Below are 15,893 nucleotides of genomic sequence, written 5' to 3' on the forward strand. Positions count from 1 at the left end.
TTTTTTAAAATTTGAAGTTATAGATTACCGATGGTACTATACCAAAAATTGCTGTTCTTGTAGCTTCGTTTGCCCCTGTCTCTACATTCTGACCAAAGGATATTGAAGCTGCATTTTTCTGATTATATACATTGTATATTCCAAAAATCCATTCTCCTTTCCATCTCCTGTTTGGTTTTCTATTAGGTCTGTATGTTGCAGAGATATCAAGTCTGTGATACGATGGTAGTCTATCAGAATTTCTAGCAGAATAACTAGCTACAGACAACCCTTCATATTCATATTGACCATTAGGATACGTTACAGGTCTTCCGGTCTGAAAAACCAGATTTGCTCCAAAACTCCACTTATCATTTAGTTTATAGGCTCCCGTTACCGAAATATCATGTGTTCTGTCATATGCAGTGTTATACCAATCTCCATTATTGATTCCTGGCCCTCCTGCATTACTACCAAGGCTTCTTTGTTCTGATTTTGATAAGGTATAAGAAATCCACCCTGTTAATTTCCCTTCATTTTTACGTGCCAAAAATTCTAATCCATATGCTCTGGATTCTCCATTTAATATTTCGGTTTCAATAGTATTGTTTCCTATTAAATCAGATCCATCGATATAATCTATTCGGTTATCAGTGGTTTTATAATAGGCTTCTACTTCTAAGGAGTACATTTTATCTTTAAAGTTTCTAAAATATCCTAGTGCATATTGATCTGATAATTGCGGTTTTATATATTTTCCACTTGGTGCCCATACATCTAATGGCGTTATAGAGGTAGTATTGGACAATAAATGAATATATTGTGCTGCTCTCGAATACCCCATTTTAATAGAGGAAACATCATTTAGCTGATATGCCAGGGACGCTCTGGGTTCGAAATTACCATAACTCTTAATCGTTTCACTTTTTTTATAATCGGTTTCACCAATTTCGATACCTCTTTCATAAAAACCTAATGTACTATTATATACTACCGGTTGATCATTAGCATAATTTTTTAATGCCTGCCCGCCTAATCGACTAAAAGCACTATATCTAACACCATATTGTACAGTTAGCTTATCGGTAAGTTTATGTTCTGCATTTACATAAATACCACTTTCAAAAGCTTTTTTTCGATCCAGAGATAAAGGATTTACTGCAGAACTTGCTGATGTGGGTTGTACTTGTCCAGGATCAAAATCATAGTAGATACCGCTAACTCCAAAATCTAATTTAAACTTATTGCTGGCATAATATTTAAGATCATATTTTAGGTTATAGTTGTTAATAGACGAAATCCATTCGAATTCCTCCATCGTAATATCTATGTCGTAATCATATTTACTATATATGAAGGATGCGTTGGAGAATAATTTATCGTTAAAAATATGATTCCATCTTAGATTCCCTGATAAGTTTCCATAACCTACGCCAAAATTCTCACCAAATTTGAATGTGTCTCTACCAAAATACCCAGAGAGATAGAGTTTATTCTTTTTACTAAGCGTATAATTAGTTTTAAGGTTTAGATCATAAAAACCGGCAGTGTTTTTTTCACCAGCCGCTTTTAATATAAGATTTACATAAGAGCCTCTACCTGCAACCAAAAAAGAACCTTTATCGCTAAATAGAGGACCCTCGGCGGCTAGTCGGCTAGAAATTACACCAATACCTCCGGTAAGGCTAAACTTCTTATTATTTCCATCCTTTTGACGAACATCTAGTACAGAAGAAGTTCTACCACCAAAACGAGCAGGAATCCCACCTTTGTATAACTTAATATCTTTAATAGCATCTGCATTGAAAACAGAAAAGAAGCCTAATAAATGAGAAGTATTATAAATTATTGCTTCATCAAGTAAGACCAAATTTTGATCTGCTGCACCACCTCTTACATGAAACCCACTAGAGCCCTCACCGTTTTTAGTCACTCCTGGTAGCATCTGAATAGATTTTATGATATCTACTTCTCCTAATACTACTGGCATTTGTTTTACAGTTTTGATGTTTAGCTTAGATACACTCATTTCGGGTTTTCTAAGACTTACACGCTCTGTTTCCTCGCTTTTAATGATTACCTCATCTAATTGTGTAGAAGATTCAATAACATCAAAATCTATTTTTTGATTTTTGTCGAGTATTACTTCTTTATTAATATCTGCATATCCTACATAGGAGGCAACAAGGGTATAGTTTCCTTTTGGGGCGGTAATAGAATAAAAACCATACTCATTGGTGATCACACCAATAGAAGTGCCTTTCAAAAAAACAGAAGCACCAAAAAGTGTCTCCCCATTATTGTTATCCTTAATCGTACCACTTATCGTATAGCTCTCTTGTGCTATTGCATTGGTACTGACAAAAAATATAGTTAGGCAGCATAGTATTAATTGCTGCGTCCTTTTTTTTAGATTTCTAAATTTAAAATGTCGATGCATATTGGTTTTGTTTATAACTTTTGATTTGACTGATTTTTTTAAAAATAATTGTAGTTGTAATGATTTTGTATCTCATAGACAATTGAGAAAATAAAGGGTTGCATGAACAATTAAATATTTAATTTTTACTTTACATATAAACCGTTAAAGCCTTGTTTTTACCGAAATTATTGAGCAGAAAAAACCCTCATTACAGTAGTGCAAGAGGGAATTGTATTCAATTATTTTATTACCATTTTTATGGAGTACAATCACTAGAATAACTGGCAGCTGCATCTTTTTGCCAATTCGTTAGGTATGAAGCGCTGGGATCATCTACTTCAATACAGGTAAGAGAGGGGTTGTTTTGTAAAGTTACTTCTGTTAGAGCATTGTTATTTCCATTCTTTAGGTTTATTGAAGTAAATTTATTGACATGAACTTCCAGCCTGGTGAGGTTGGTATTTTTACTAATATCTAATGTTGTTAGGGAATTACCACTACACATTAAAGTAGTCAAGGCAGTGTTTTTACTTAAATCTAAGGAGGTTAGTACATTACCACTACAATCTAGATATTCTAGAGCAGTATTTTTACTTACATTAAGATGTCTAAATCTACCATTACTAAGGTTTAGGAGCGAGCATTCTAAACGGGTTAGGGAAGTAAAGTATTCTATTTCAGAAAGATCTGAAATATTTTTAAGATTTACATTTATTTTTTCAACTATTTGAGCTTCTTCTATAGAAATTTCTCCATTACCATTAGTATCTATTACAGGGTCAGTATGTTCTAATAATGCTTGTTTAAAGTTAGGATCTGTAAATGTAATAATTTCATTTTCTATAACGTTGTTTAATGTTACTGTTATCACAGCTTCTTTATTATTTACTACTGCAATTGCAGTGAGTGTTTTTCTAGTTTCATAATTAAATAAAGTAGCTTCTTTAACGGTGAGTTTTCCTGTTTTTGGATCTATATTAAAAGCACCTTCCGGAGTTTCATTTTTTAAACTATAGGTTAATTCTCCTTGATCTGTTGTAGCTTCGATTGTACCAAGTTCTTGTCCAGCAGTTGGATTTTCGTCTATAGTAGTTTGAAAATCTTTTACGATAATAGTAGCATCTTCTATATCATTTAAGTTGATGAGAACCTTAGCTTCTTTACCAATTTCTTTGTTATTTACCACTACTGTTGTAGCGAGCGTTGTTCTGGTTTCATAATCAAACAAGGTAGCATCTTTTACAGTAAGTTTTCCTGTTTTGGTATCTATGGCAAAAGCACCTTCAGGAGTTTCGTTTTTTAAACTATAGGTTAATTCTCCCTGATCTGTTGTGGCTTCAATAGTTCCTAGTTCTTGTCCTGCGGTTGGGTTTTCGTCTATAGTAGTTTCAAAATCTTTTATAGTAATGTTCGAATCCTCTATATCGTTTAGATGTATGGTTACCTTCGCTTCTTTAGTTAGATCTCCATTTTTTACCAACACTATTGCTGTAAGTATTACTCTGGTTTCATAATCAAACAGAAAGTTCTCTTTTACAGTGAGTTTTCCGGTTTTTGAATCTATTGCAAAAGCATTGGCAGGCTCTTCACTTTTAAAAGCATAGGTTAATGTACCTTTGTTGGTGGTTACATCAATAGTTCCTAATTCTTGTGCGGTGGTTGGGTTCTCGTCTATGGTAGTTTCAAAATCCTTTACAGTAATAATAGTTTCTATGACAGGAGTATCGCCATCACTAGTACATGCAATACTAATGATAGCTAAAATTAGGGTAGCAAATACTTTTACATTTTTCATGAGCTTACTTTTTTAATAGGGGTATGGTTCGAATTCCAAATAGTATTACAATTTGAGTGCAAATATTTATAATTGTAATCATATATACTACCCAGTTTTCAGTGATAATAAAGGGTGTTCTAACTACTATGTTTTGTACATAACTGTATATCTAAAGGTGTTCATTATGTAGATAAGAGAATAAATTACAGCTATTATTCTATAAAAAAACCACCTGTATAGGTGGTTTTTCTGTTTAGTTGGTTTATTAAGTGAAGTGAAGTTAGTTATGCGATATTATTTTTTTAAGAGTTTCTTTTTGATAAACTCACCATTAACCTCGATTACTGCAATATAGAGCCCTTTAGAAACCTCATACCCATTTTTTGATGTACCATTCCAGGTATATGTAAAACCTTTATCATTTTGTTGTTGATCGACTAGTTTTCTAACAAGGTTACCATGTACATCATAAATATCAATAGATACAGTATTTTCTTTTTTTAGCATATTAAAAAAAGTAACCTCGTTTCTAAATGTATTTGGATATACTTTTATGGTATTGGTAGCTATATTTTTTTTGTCGGGTTTTATCTCATCCCATTGTTTTCCTAATGGTTGATCTAACCATAAAAGGATAAACTCGTTATCATCGGGGAGTCCCATGCCTATATGGCGACCTACACTAAAAGGGTAGTTGTTATCATTGAGGACCCCGATTAAAAAAGGATTAAATACTACTACACTTTCTATGGTCACAAATGGAAATGCAAAATCTTTTCCTATTCCTATATCGCCCTCTAGTCCAGGCTCAGATATTCTACGAATATCATTGATTTTAAGAAGATCAACATTTAGTCGTTTTTCTATCAATGTTTCGTTTTTATCTAATTCAACCTCATAGATTGCCTTATAACCATGTATATCTCCCTGAGAATTATCTCGCTCTATGATTAATCCTCTTTTTGAGCTAAACATAATAAAATCACCTATTGCTCGGGCTTTTTTATCAAGAGGATATTCAAATTTTTTACCAGTATATGATTTACTTTCTAAATCAAATTCGTGAATCAACAAATTATTGTTTTCAGAGCCTTCAAGAGGTTTTTCTAATAAAGGTAATAGCGTCTTTTTATTAGTACTTAGTGCCATCCCTTCAAAACCACCACTACTTTTTACCCGAAAAGGAGTGTCTAATTTTGTATTTCTATATGGCCAATATAGCCCTGCTAACCATGGTGTATTTTGCCCGTTTTGATCTTGTAAATTAGTTCCATCTCCCACATTACCAACTTTGGGAAAGTCACCAAATAAACATACAGTTCTTATCTCTGGATATTGTTTATGAGCAATAAGAAGTGTTCTGAAATCAAAACTTTGAATATCTGCCCGATCGGTAAGATTATTTGCAACAATTACATCGGCTATTGCTGTTGTAAAAGTTTTTGGATCTACTGTTCTGTTAGCAAAGATATCTCCACGATCATCGACATCTGTTCTTGGATTAATTTTGGTTTCAATATTAAAACGAACCTTGGATGCATTCTTCCAACGTTTCTTTGCCTCGGGATCTGAAGCCCCAGGTCCGTTTTGGTAATATGAAACATAAAAATTTACAAAATCGAATACCTGTTGTAAAGAAGGCATAATATATGGATCTATAAACTTGTTTTGGCTTGCAAAAGCGACAGCAACAGGTGATAAAGACAGATCATTGGTTTGAGAAGGCCTTCCTTTTAAGATTTTATCGGCAATGAATGTATTTTGAATTTGATGTAAAGAAAGATCTTTAACCAGAACTTCATCTTTATACTCATAAGGAGTACCATCTGCTTTACGTGTTTTTGCAGCTTCGATATGTGGATCATGATCTAACACAGGAATACCATCGAGAGTAATACCGCAATCAGTTTCTATGGTTGGCATCAGGAAATCTAATGCAGCTTCTATAGCGGGTAATGTATTCTCTGGGCGTAAGTTTCGCGCACCTCTATGACCTTGCGCATCAAATAAATTGATATCGATCAATCCTTCAGAAGTCATAAAATCGGGTTGACCATCTTTATTATTATCAAAGTTTTGAAGAGCTTGTAATAATACATCAGGACGATCAGAGATAATTCCCTGTACACCAAGATCCAAAAGTAGGTTTATGTTTTCAAGATCATTTACTGTATATACAACGACTTGATGACCTGCACGATTTAAAGAAGAGACATTAAATAATTCGCTCGATGCATTGGCAAGGGTAGAAGGAGGAGTTTTTCTACTTCCTACCACTGTATTGGTGTTTTGATCATCAAGCATCACATACCATGGAGACATTACAGGAGGTTTGCTTCCATACGCCTTTGCATGTGATCGCATAGCGTTCATTATTCGCAAGGCACTATATTCTTCACTATATGGATTTTGTGGTGCGCGAAGTTCTTTTCCCGGAGTATCAAAATCAGGTAATGAGATTGGAGGATCTAATAAAACACCATTTTTATCAAAATGTAATAGAAAAGGTCCGAATTCATCACCAATCCAATACTCTCCATTAGAAGTTCTTTGTATAGATTCTATATCAAAATCTGCTCCGGTAAGAATTCTCGAATCACTAAAATGATTTGTAATGGCAAAAGGAATCAAACCATTAGGGTCTCGCAATTCGATATAACTTAGTATATCAATAGATCCATTACCCCAACCAATAATACTCTTAAAATTTGGTCTAATCCTATAAAGACGAAGGTTATAATCTGATGAGTTCTCGATACTTCCAAAACCATTATCAGATAATACTGTGAAAGTTCTATCGTAATTATTTAAAATTGCAGAAAATCCTTGTATAGGCTGTTTATTATAAAAAGGAACTGGCTGTTGATTGATTAATCCCTGGTTGATGTACTGTCCTGAGGTGGGCCCATTGGAGAAACTAGCAGCTGGTAAAACTGCTCTGGATATCAAAATATCTCCAAAGTTAATGAAGGACTTGCCAGTTCCTTTTAGGTATGTTTTTCTATTAAAATGGTTATCGGTAGGAAGATCGAATTTAGATTTCTCTAAAGATTCATCTTTTGAAGTCAATTTTTGGGCTTGTAATGTAAATAGTCCCATACATAATATACCCAAAAGTATATGATGTTTCATTTTAGAAATGATTTGGTAATGACGTTTCATAGTGTATTGTACATTTAAGATTAGCTTGGTTAATGACACCTTAAAATTACACCGTGTATATTACCTGATTGTTTATGATTCTTAAATAAATGATTATATCTATTCATTAATTTTGTGTGCCCTTTATCCATAAAGCACTGTATAAAAACATGCTAGTTTTATTAATAAGTTAAGAGCTTTATAGAAGTAAACAAGGCCACCTACGCTAGTAAATGGCCTGTTCTATATGTTGATACTTATTGTCTAATAACATCTGGTAGCCCAGTCAAACTACATATTTTCTTACGATATGTAACTCTAATTCTAATTTCGTAGGGCCCAAAAGGTGAATTATGCATAATTCCACCAGGTAATCGCTCATAATTAGTGACCAGATATGAAGAGTTTGGCTTGTTGGCTATAGCCAAATCTCTCCAACCGTCTAATCTGTTATTAAAAATAGTGGCAGAATAACAGCAATTGTTTAAAAATAATTTTATGATACGGGTTTGTGTTATATTTCCTTTCCACCAGTTACAGTTAGAAGGAAGCTCTTCGGTACGGCAATTATTGAGTAGATCTTCAATGATATATTGATGAGGCATATCTCTTCCTGATCCTGAAATAAAATTACATTCATTTACATCCAGAACCAGGTCATCATCACAAGATCTGTCAAAAGATGCACATGTAGAAACCCCGATAGTTTCTCGTTTCAGATTTTTGCTATCTAAATTTTTAAGGATTGTATTTTCTTTTTCTGAAGATACAATCTCTTCTTTCTCACACGATGCGAGAATGAACGCTACAATAAACAAGATTAGAATTGAGTAATTTACATTTTTAAAGGTTTTAATTTTCATAATAATGCGTATTTGATTTTCCTACTCTTTTTTTAGGATTTTCGGTTTCTCCTTTTTACATTTCTATCCTTATATCAACTTTAAATAAATTTTGTTACCCCACGTGTAGCACTCTATGATGGACACATTTAGAGGTCTGGTTTGTACCAGAAATTCTTACGAAAACGTTGTAGTGATTTTTTGTGATTCTTATTGTGTAAATCGAGTTTTACTAAAAAATCAATAATTCTTCTGGTATAGGTGCTGTTATACCTTTATTCTATAGGGATTCCGTTATATTTGAGTACTATCTATTGATAAAAATACATATTGAATATGAATTCTAAGTTTACCTTTTTTCTAGTATTTGGAGCCCTTATACTCACGACAATTTCTTGTAAAAAGAAATATGAAGGACCATATCAAGGCTTTAAAAATAAAGATACCCATATCGAGGTTTTTAAGGATAACGGAAAATATATAATTAAACCCTATTCTGATAAAATTATAGAAACCTCATTTATACCAACAGGAGAGACATTTGATTCACAGTCTCATGCCGTAATCTTAGACCCTATTACTACAAAAGTGCAAATAAGGGACGATGATAATGTATTGACTATAGATACCAGGGGTATTGATGTACATATTACCAAAGAGCCTTTTCATATTTCATATACGTATAAAGGAAAAAAGTTGATTTCTGAAAAGAAGGGATATATAAAGACAGACTCTACAGAAATTTTAGATTTTAACCTCGATAAAAGCGAAGTGATTTACGGAGCTGGTTCTCGAGTGGTGGGAATGAATCGCAGAGGTAAAAAGCTTCAGTTATACAATAGAGCACATTATGGATATGAAAATTATTCTGAATTAATGAACTTTACAATGCCCTTGGTGCTTTCTTCTAAGATATATGCCGTTCATTTTGATAATGCTCCGATTGGATTTTTGGATATCGATAGTAAAAAAGATAATACGTTACAATATGAAACCATTAGTGGAAGAAAAACATACCAGGTGGTTGCAGGAGATGATTGGGAAGACTTGATAGATCAATATACCAACCTCACAGGAAAACAACCGCTGCCTCCTCGTTGGGCATTTGGAAATTTTGCCAGCCGTTTTGGATATCATTCTGAAAAAGAAACCAAAGAAACCGTAGCCAGGTTTAAAGCAGATAGTATCCCATTAGATGCAGTAATTTTGGATATTTATTGGTTTGGAAAAGAGATCAAAGGACATATGGGAAATTTTGAGTTTTTGAAAGACTCGTTTCCAAATCCAAAACAGATGATCAATGATTTTAAAGATCAGGGAATCAAAACAATATTGATTACAGAACCTTTTGTACTAACGACTTCAAAAAAGTGGGAAGAAGCTGTAAAGAGAGGAGTCTTAGGAAAAGATATGCAAGGAAATCCATTTAAGTACGATTTTTATTTTGGAAATACCGGAATTATAGATATTTACAATCCTAGAGGAAAAGAATGGTTTTGGGATATTTATGCCAAATATACCCGAGAGTATGAAGTAGCAGGTTGGTGGGGTGATTTGGGTGAGCCCGAAGTACACCCGTCTGATTTGCAACATGCTACAGGAAGTGCAGATGAAGTTCATAATATTTATGGTCATGATTGGGCACGATTGGTACAAGAAGGATATCAAAAAGACTTCCCAGAGCAACGCCCATTTATATTGATGCGAGCGGGATATTCTGGATCGCAACGATTTGGAATGATCCCATGGTCGGGTGATGTAAGCAGAAGTTGGGGTGGTTTGCAATCCCAAACCGAAATAGCATTACAGATGGGGATGCAGGGATTAGGCTATATGCATTCTGATTTGGGAGGATTTGCTGGCGGAGAGACATTTGATCCAGAGTTATATACCCGCTGGTTACAATATGGAGTTTTTCAACCTATATTTAGGCCCCACGCTCAGGAGCATATTGCTCCAGAACCCGTTTTTCATGATACAAAAACAAAAACTTTAGCTAAGAAAAGTATCGAACTTAGGTATAGTCTACTACCTTATAATTATACCATTGCTTTTGATAATAATCAAACTGGTATACCATTGATGCGCCCTTTATTTTTTGAAAATACAGATGATAAAGAATTATCCGAAATAAGTTTTACCTACATGTGGGGTGATGATTTTCTGGTATCACCCGTAATACAACCAGGTATTGCATCTATGGATATTCCGTTTCCAAAAGGAACTAATTGGTTTGATTTCTTTACGGGACAGAAATTTGAGGGAGGAACGTTTAAAACGGTTGAAATAGTAGAAGATCACATTCCTGTATTTGTAAAAGCAGGAGCATTTATTCCTATGGTGCAGCCAGTACAAACAACCAAAATGTATTCGACCAAAAATATAATGCTACATTACTATCATGATACTACTATAAAAAATAGTTCTGGTAAGTTGTATGATGACGATGGTAAAACACCAAATGCTTTTGAAAAAGGAAAATACGAAATATTAAGATTTGATAGCACACTAAGCGATAAAGAGCTATCAATAGCATTAACATCAGAAAAAGGAGCTAATTACACATCAATCGACAGAAAAGTGACTTTGATTATTCATAATATTCATGCTTCTCCAAAATCCGTAACAATAAGTGGTGCTTCTCCTTTGTTTGATTGGGATGAAGAACATGGAACATTAAATATTGATTTCGATTGGAATTCTGCTAAAGCTAAAAGTATTGATGTAATTTTTTAAAAGATAGAAAAAATCAAAAACTGACAAATGACTAAAACAAAAACCATATTATTATTTATAACTCTTGTTCTCATAATATCTTGTAAACAAGAACAGTTAATTGTTACAAGTTTGTCTTCTCCAAAAAAATCAAATACTATAGAGTTTTATTTATCTCAAGATGGGACTCCCCAGTATTTGGTAAAACATAAAAATCAAATTGTAATTGACAGCTCTTCTATGGGATTTGATTTTAAAAACCAACCATCTTTAAAAAACGGTTTACAGATTATTGATACAAGATCCAATAGTGTAGATGAAACTTGGGAAATGCAATGGGGAGAACAAAGGAAGGTTAGAAATCATTACAACGAATTAATCATAGAATTAGAAGAAATAGCAGCTCCAAATCGAAAATTTAATATACATTTTAAAGCATATGATGATGGTATTGGGTTTCGTTATGAATTTTTACCACAACAAGGTGTTGATAGTCTAATTGTAATGGATGAAAATACAGAATTTCAATTAACTGGAGATCATACTACATGGTGGATTCCGGGAGATTGGGATACTTATGAGCATTTATATAACACCACTAAAGTTTCTGAAATCAATGCATTAGCCTTAAAAGATCATAATAACTTAGCCCAGACCGCTATTCCTGAAAATGCAGTAAATACCCCTGTGACTATGCGTACATCTGATGGAATATATTTAAGTTTCCATGAAGCTAATCTTACAGATTATGCCGGGATGACACTAAAGATTGATAATGATACTTTTAAATTAACGAGCGAACTTGTCGGTTCTGATAGATTAGGTTATAAAGTGAAAAGAAACTTGTCTAAAAAAATGGTTAAAACACCATGGCGAACTATTCAAATAGCAGATAAAGCAACCGAATTGATAGATTCTAAATTGATTGTCAATTTAAATGAACCCAATAAAATTGGTGATGTTAGTTGGTTTGAACCCAAGAAATATGTCGGTATTTGGTGGGAAATGCATATTGATAAATCCTCTTGGGATTATGGAATGACTTTGAGTGAGGATGGAAAATGGATTGACAATGGGAAAGCACATGGGCGTCATGGCGCGACCACAAAGAATGCTAAAAGATATATTGATTTTGCTGCAAAAAATGGAATAAAAGGTGTTTTGGTTGAAGGATGGAATACAGGATGGGAGCGTTGGATTGGTTTTGAGGATAGAGAAGGGGTCTTTGATTTCATAACACCCTATCCCGATTATGATCTTAAAGCATTAGCTCAATATGGAAAAGAAAAAGGGGTAGAGATTATTATGCATCATGAAACCTCTGGAGCGCCTCGGACATATGAAAAACAATTGGATACAGCATTTCATATGATGAGTCAATTAGGAATTCATTCTGTGAAAACGGGCTATGTTGGGAAAATAATTCCAAAAGGCGAATATCATCATGGACAATGGATGGTAAATCATTATCGAAAGGTTTTGGAGACAGGAGCAAAATATAAAGTAGCAATAAACGCTCACGAACCGATTAAAGCTACTGGTATTCGACGTACATACCCTAATGCGATCGCCAGAGAAGGACTAAGAGGACAAGAATTTAATGCCTGGGCTGCCGATGGAGGAAACCCACCAGAGCACCTGCCGATAGTTGCTTTTACAAGAATGTTGGCAGGCCCAATTGATTTTACTCCCGGAGTGTTTGATATCTCATTGCCAACCAAAGAAAATAACCAAATTAATACTACACTTGCTCAACAACTAGCCTTATATGTTGTCGTCTATAGCCCAATCCAAATGGCTTGTGATTTACCCGAAAATTATGAAAATCAACCTGCATTTCAATTTATAAAAGATGTAGGTGTAAACTGGGAACAAACTATTGTTTTGAATGGAGAAATTGGAGATTATGTTACCATTGCACGAGAAGAAAGAAATACAGGAAATTGGTTTGTGGGAAGTATAACAGACGAAAATAAAAGAGAGATAACTATCAATTTTGATTTTCTAGAAGAAGGAAAAACATATCACGGCATACTTTATAAAGATGCAGATGATGCACATTATAAAAACAATCCTAAGGCAATAGATATTGAACATATTGAAATAGAAAAAGGAATGACAAAAAAGATTAACCTCGTTGAGGGCGGAGGGGTTGCTATTAGCATCATGTTAAAGCAATAACATAGTATAGAAAATAATTATTTATGATAGAAATGAGGAGAATAATATATCAAACGAAAATAAGTATAAGTTGTTTATTCTATGTGTGTTATATTTTGGTCTGTGCTGTAAATGGTAATCTGTCTCTCTGTGATTGAAACGCTACAGAAACTAAAAACGCAAATATTTCTTTGCAAAAGAATCTAAAAATATAGATCTTGTATGTCTTAAAACCTTTAGTCGATTAAGAATTAAAAGAAAACAAATACGGGTAATTTAGTGTTATAAATTGCGATTGGTATTTCTTTGGATTTGCATCAAAACTCTAAGGTTTTTAATGCAAAAAAATATGAAAATCAAGAGTATACTGTTCTTTTTTATTACCTTAATTTTAGTTGGATGTAAAACCGATGATATAGTATGGCTTGATGGCCAGTGGGAAGGCGTAGGGTGTCAATTGGATTTAGAAGAAAATAATACCTGGTCTATAAGTTTAGAAATTGATGTCTACCAACAATCATTCGAGATACAATATCCAAGTTTAGAATGTTCTGGGCAATGGGAATTGGTAGAGTATTCATATAATCGTGCTGTTTTTAATGAATTAATTTTAGAAAACACTAATACCTGTATAAAAGAAGGAACCGTCATCATAACCAAAGTGGATGAAAACCATATTAGTTTTAGTTATTATATTATAGATGGAGAGGATGTTTTAGCTTTTTCTACCTTGAAAAGAAAATAAGAATATTGGTATATTATATACTAAATGAAGAAACCAAAAATAATCGGTGTAAGCAAAAGTCAATCTCACACTTTTAGTAAATTTAGTTGCGAGCGTATAATGCTTATTAAAGGACTCGGGGTTGAAGGAGATGCCCATATGGGGAAAACGGTAAAACATAGGTCCAGAGTATTAAAAGATCCAACTCAACCCAATTTAAGGCAGGTGCATTTAATTCATTCTGAGCTATTCGAAGAATTAAAGGAGAAAGGATTTCATATTAAGAATGGAGAAATCGGAGAGAATATTACTACTGTTGGGATAGACCTGTTAAGTCTTCCGAGGTATACTATTTTGAAACTTGGTCAAAAAGTGAAAATTAAAATAACCGGTTTAAGAAATCCTTGTAATCAATTAAATTCGATAAAAGAGGGATTAATGAAAGCTGTTTTGGACCATGATGAGAATGGAAATTTAATAAGAAAAGCCGGTGTTATGGGAGTAGTGGTAGAGGGCGGAGAAATATCTGTTGGTGAAGAAATAGAAATTGTATTACCAGAGAAACCATATCTTGCACTAGAAAGAGTATAAGAAAAAGGATACTATATCTACTTGTTGTGCATTTAGATATTTTTTGTAATAATCTTCCTAAATGCACAACAAGTTATAGCTATGATTTGGTAGTGTTCTGAAACGTATAAATTTAATATCTCGAGCTATGCAAAAAAATAAATCAGTCGAAGAATTTATTTCAAAGAATGAGGAGTGGAAAGAAGCTCTGGAAATCTTAAGGTCAATAATGCTCACCACCGAAATGAAAGAAACGATAAAATGGGGAGTACCCGTTTATACAGTTAATGATAAAAATGTAATAGGAATAGGAGCATTTAAATCCTATGTAGGGATTTGGTTTTATCAAGGTGTATTTTTAGAAGATAAGGCAAAGAAGTTATTGAATGCTCAAGAAGGAAAAACTAAAGGTTTACGACAATGGAGATTTAATTCTACAGATGATATAGACAAAAAATTGATACTTCAGTATGTAACAGAGGCGATTAGAAACCAAAAAGATGGTAAGGAAATCAAACCAGAAAGGTCAAAAACAATCGAGATTCCTTCTGAATTATTAACTGCACTGAACGCTAATGATAATTTAAAAAAATCTTTTGAACAACTAACTCCTTTCAAACAAAGAGAATATTCAGAATATATTGCTACAGCAAAACGAGAAGCTACTCGTATATCAAGATTAGAGAAAATAAACCCAATGATACTCGATGGTATAGGGCTAAATGATAAGTACCGATAAAATTAATACTATTCTTTTGCAAAACCATTGCAGCTTATAAAAATGTAAGACAACTACCTCTTTTCAGTATGTGTACCAACGATAATCTATCTTAAAAATAGTTATCTGCATAAATACAGCTATTTTAATACGTATTTATGATTTACATTTAATTTTTAATATGATATTTTTAACAAAAATGTTAATTTCTTGGCATTTTGTCAATATGCTGTATTGTTTTACTGCTATTTTGGTACCTGTATTATGTTGTTGCTAATCAATGTTCTATGTGTTTTTTTGATGCATTTATAGTATAATTCCTTGTTTTTGGAATGAAACTTGACCTATTACTGGTCATATGAATCTTTAAATATGATAGAATATGTCAGTACATTTTAAATCGATAGCCAGAAAGGATCCAAGGGATGCTACGGCTATCCCAAAGCACTATGCTTTGGTCGTAAGTAGGGGAGTAACCGATATTGATCAGTTATCACAATTGGTAAGTGACGGATCAACAGTTACCCGGGCAGATGTATATGCAGTCATCGTTAGATTAGTGACAACCATTCAGAACGAACTTAGCCAGGGGTGTACCGTACGTTTGGGTAAGTTGGGTAGTTTTAGTTTGGGTGTTAATAGTGAAGGGGTGGATACCCCAGAAGAGGTAACCCCATCATTAATCAAACGAACAAAAATTCGGTATCGCCCAAGTATAGAATTAAGCAACATGCTTAAGACACTTCGATTTAAAAAGAAGAGTGAGTAAGCATGTAGTTTAAGGCTACACATTAAAAGTACTCTCTAGCGCTTATGGTGCCGGGGAGTATTTTTTTGCCCAAAAA

Annotated in this window: 10 protein-coding genes; 6 read left to right on the top strand and 4 right to left on the bottom strand. The window is 33.5% G+C overall.

The window, feature by feature from the left end; translation table 11 throughout:
- Positions 1–4: 4 nt before the first annotated feature.
- The 4 genes from Z053_RS0113270 to Z053_RS0113285 all read right to left on the bottom strand — a co-directional run bounded on the left by Z053_RS0113270 (position 5) and on the right by Z053_RS0113285 (position 8,182).
- On the bottom strand, positions 5–2,419 hold the full coding sequence (locus tag Z053_RS0113270; RefSeq protein WP_025665496.1) for a TonB-dependent receptor: 2,415 nt from the start codon (positions 2,417–2,419) through the stop codon (positions 5–7).
- Between the two features lie 238 nt (positions 2,420–2,657).
- The gene (locus tag Z053_RS0113275) at positions 2,658–4,196 is read right to left on the bottom strand and encodes a cadherin domain-containing protein (protein ID WP_025665497.1); all 1,539 of its coding nucleotides are present in this window, start codon (positions 4,194–4,196) and stop codon (positions 2,658–2,660) included.
- 276 nt (positions 4,197–4,472) lie between these two features.
- Positions 4,473–7,310: an esterase-like activity of phytase family protein gene (locus Z053_RS28480; protein WP_160170091.1), complete on the bottom strand. Its 2,838-nt coding sequence runs from the start codon at positions 7,308–7,310 to the stop codon at positions 4,473–4,475.
- 266 nt (positions 7,311–7,576) lie between these two features.
- Complete coding sequence (locus tag Z053_RS0113285; protein WP_025665499.1) at positions 7,577–8,182, bottom strand: hypothetical protein; 606 nt, start codon at positions 8,180–8,182, stop codon at positions 7,577–7,579.
- A 315-nt stretch (positions 8,183–8,497) separates the two neighbouring features.
- Here Z053_RS0113285 and Z053_RS0113290 point away from each other — a divergent pair, with 315 nt between their 5' ends.
- The 6 genes from Z053_RS0113290 to Z053_RS0113315 all read left to right on the top strand — a co-directional run bounded on the left by Z053_RS0113290 (position 8,498) and on the right by Z053_RS0113315 (position 15,817).
- On the top strand, positions 8,498–10,897 hold the full coding sequence (locus Z053_RS0113290; RefSeq protein ID WP_025665500.1) for a glycoside hydrolase family 31 protein: 2,400 nt from the start codon (positions 8,498–8,500) through the stop codon (positions 10,895–10,897).
- Between the two features lie 27 nt (positions 10,898–10,924).
- Entirely contained in the window at positions 10,925–13,057 is a 2,133-nt protein-coding gene (locus Z053_RS0113295) for a glycoside hydrolase family 97 protein (RefSeq protein WP_025665501.1), read from the top strand.
- 328 nt (positions 13,058–13,385) lie between these two features.
- Positions 13,386–13,781, top strand: a complete 396-nt coding sequence (locus Z053_RS0113300; RefSeq protein ID WP_152538305.1) for a hypothetical protein — start codon at positions 13,386–13,388, stop codon at positions 13,779–13,781.
- A gap of 24 nt (positions 13,782–13,805) precedes the next feature.
- Positions 13,806–14,351, top strand: coding sequence for an MOSC domain-containing protein (locus tag Z053_RS0113305; RefSeq protein ID WP_025665503.1), 546 nt, complete (start codon positions 13,806–13,808; stop codon positions 14,349–14,351).
- A 127-nt stretch (positions 14,352–14,478) separates the two neighbouring features.
- Entirely contained in the window at positions 14,479–15,069 is a 591-nt protein-coding gene (locus tag Z053_RS0113310) for a YdeI/OmpD-associated family protein (protein WP_025665504.1), read from the top strand.
- A 361-nt stretch (positions 15,070–15,430) separates the two neighbouring features.
- Complete coding sequence (locus Z053_RS0113315; RefSeq protein ID WP_025665505.1) at positions 15,431–15,817, top strand: HU family DNA-binding protein; 387 nt, start codon at positions 15,431–15,433, stop codon at positions 15,815–15,817.
- The last annotated feature ends 76 nt before the right edge of the window (positions 15,818–15,893 follow it).

Source organism: Aquimarina megaterium XH134, assembly GCF_000520975.1.
Lineage (GTDB): Bacteria > Bacteroidota > Bacteroidia > Flavobacteriales > Flavobacteriaceae > Aquimarina > Aquimarina megaterium.